General features: G+C 64.4%; 1 protein-coding gene. It reads left to right on the top strand.

All coding sequences use genetic code 11. From position 1 onward, the window contains the following. A partial coding sequence (locus tag ACTFO6_RS18685; protein ID WP_439935863.1) for a molybdopterin-dependent oxidoreductase occupies positions 1–278 on the top strand: 278 nt, incomplete at both ends.

Here is a 278-nt window from a genome sequence, read left to right as displayed (position 1 = left end):
GACTGGTACAACGCCACCTATCTCATCGCCTGGGGCTCCAACGTGCCCCAGACTCGCACCCCAGACGCCCACTTCTTTACCGAGGTGCGCTACAAGGGCGCGAAGACCGTGGCGGTGACCCCCGACTATTCCGAGGTGGCGAAGCTCTGCGACCTGTGGCTGCCGGCAAAGCAGGGTACGGACGCCGCCCTCGGCCTGGCCATGGGGCACGTGATCCTCAAGGAGTTTCACCTCTCGGGCAAGAGCGAATACTTCCGCGACTACGCCCGGCGTTACAC

It is taken from the genome of Pelomicrobium sp. G1 (assembly GCF_051905455.1).
GTDB lineage: Bacteria > Pseudomonadota > Gammaproteobacteria > Burkholderiales > UBA6910 > Pelomicrobium.
This window is presented reverse-complemented; position numbering and strand designations above follow the sequence as displayed.